Origin of the sequence: Cedecea sp. NFIX57 (assembly GCF_900177785.1) — a bacterium.
GTDB classification, from domain to species: Bacteria; Pseudomonadota; Gammaproteobacteria; order Enterobacterales; family Enterobacteriaceae; genus Cedecea; species Cedecea neteri_C.
The window spans coordinates 1-1,252 of sequence record NZ_FXAS01000128.1 but is presented as its reverse complement, the minus strand read 5'-3'; the positions used below and the strand labels follow the sequence as shown (position 1 = coordinate 1,252).

At 55.4% G+C, this 1,252-nt stretch carries 2 protein-coding genes and 1 pseudogene; all 3 read right to left on the bottom strand.

Features of this window, described 5'->3' with window-relative positions; all coding sequences use genetic code 11:
• Positions 1-139 precede the first annotated feature (139 nt).
• Entirely contained in the window at positions 140-859 is a 720-nt protein-coding gene (locus B9Y90_RS26220; protein ID WP_085543189.1) for a DUF2786 domain-containing protein, read from the bottom strand.
• On the bottom strand, positions 859-1,083 hold the full coding sequence (locus B9Y90_RS26215) for a hypothetical protein (RefSeq protein ID WP_085543188.1): 225 nt from the start codon (positions 1,081-1,083) through the stop codon (positions 859-861). The genes B9Y90_RS26220 and B9Y90_RS26215 overlap by 1 nt, the downstream gene beginning before the upstream one ends.
• Positions 1,073-1,252, bottom strand: a pseudogene (locus B9Y90_RS26210) (hypothetical protein); the annotation flags it as partial. The pseudogene B9Y90_RS26210 and the gene B9Y90_RS26215, both read right to left, overlap by 11 nt.

Genomic DNA, 1,252 nt, shown 5'->3' with positions numbered 1-1,252 from the left:
TGATTCATGTTGTTGTAGAAGAGCCAGCGGGACACAGCGGGAAAGCCGGGCTGCTCAATCACACAACTGCCGTCACACAGCTGGTACTCATGGCGCACGCCTGGTTGGGGGTAGGATGCCCCTGTTACACGAAGCAGCATTATGACCTCCCGATAGCCAGTGGGCCGTCATGACGACCATTCACGCCCTGATGCAGACGTGCGTTCTGGCCCTCAACGTAACCGGCAAGCTCAGCATCATCAGAACCCCGGCAGCTTTTGGCTTCACGCGAGGCAGCGTCTATGACGCCGCGAGTTTCCCGCAAGCGCCGGCCATAGCTCTCCATCAGACCTTTCTCGCGGGGCGTTACGGCAAAATCGGTTATCACGCCTGCAGCACCCGCGACCCATCCCTCGCAGAACTGGTCACCTCGTGCGACGCGAGTCGCAGGTTTACAGCGCCTGCAGTGCTTATCCTGATAAGCCTTGCGGGCCTGCTTAAGCTGACGGGACAGCACATCGAACGCATAGGCGGCAACCTCCGCCCGCTCTCCGGGGCCGTAGAAGCAAATAAACCGCTTCAGCGCCCCTGAACGACGCCATTCGTGAGAGACATAGCCGCTCACGCCAAATGCCTTATTAATCAGCGTACACAGCATCAACATATAGCGCGGCGACACTTTTGCATCGCTGCTCGCCCCGCTGGTACTGGCCTCATTAATTTCCGCCAGCTCAACATCACCCTCACTCAGCCCATACTCACGCATATAAGCCTGCGCTTTTGCCATCGCATTGGCTGCTTCTTCGGGGCTGGAAGTACCTTTAGCCAGCCGCAACAGCTTTTTGATTTTGGCGAGATACTTATCTCTGTTATTAGCCATTATTGCCCAGCCTCCCTCATAGCAAATATGTAGGCCCACAGCGCATACGCTGCCTTACCTGAAATAACGGTTTTCATGAAGAAGCCGCCGCTACGTTCGCTGACGACTTCCGGCACCAGAGAGAGGGTGGTATCGACCACCCGGTTATGCTTCCGAAACTCAAATACGGTGCTGGTGATAACGACGTTACCCGCTGCGCCGAGGTCCTGATAGTTAATATTCATGCAATTTTCTTCTAAAACCGTTAATGGCCAGGAAAGTACCCATGGCGCGCTCTACAAGCCGGGCATTGCGATACCGCTCAATCCCCCAGACGATGGCGTAGCAAATCCACAGGTAGTGATAGCTGGGTGTCAGCATGCTCCCTGAATCCTCAAGAATTTCGTAGGTGGT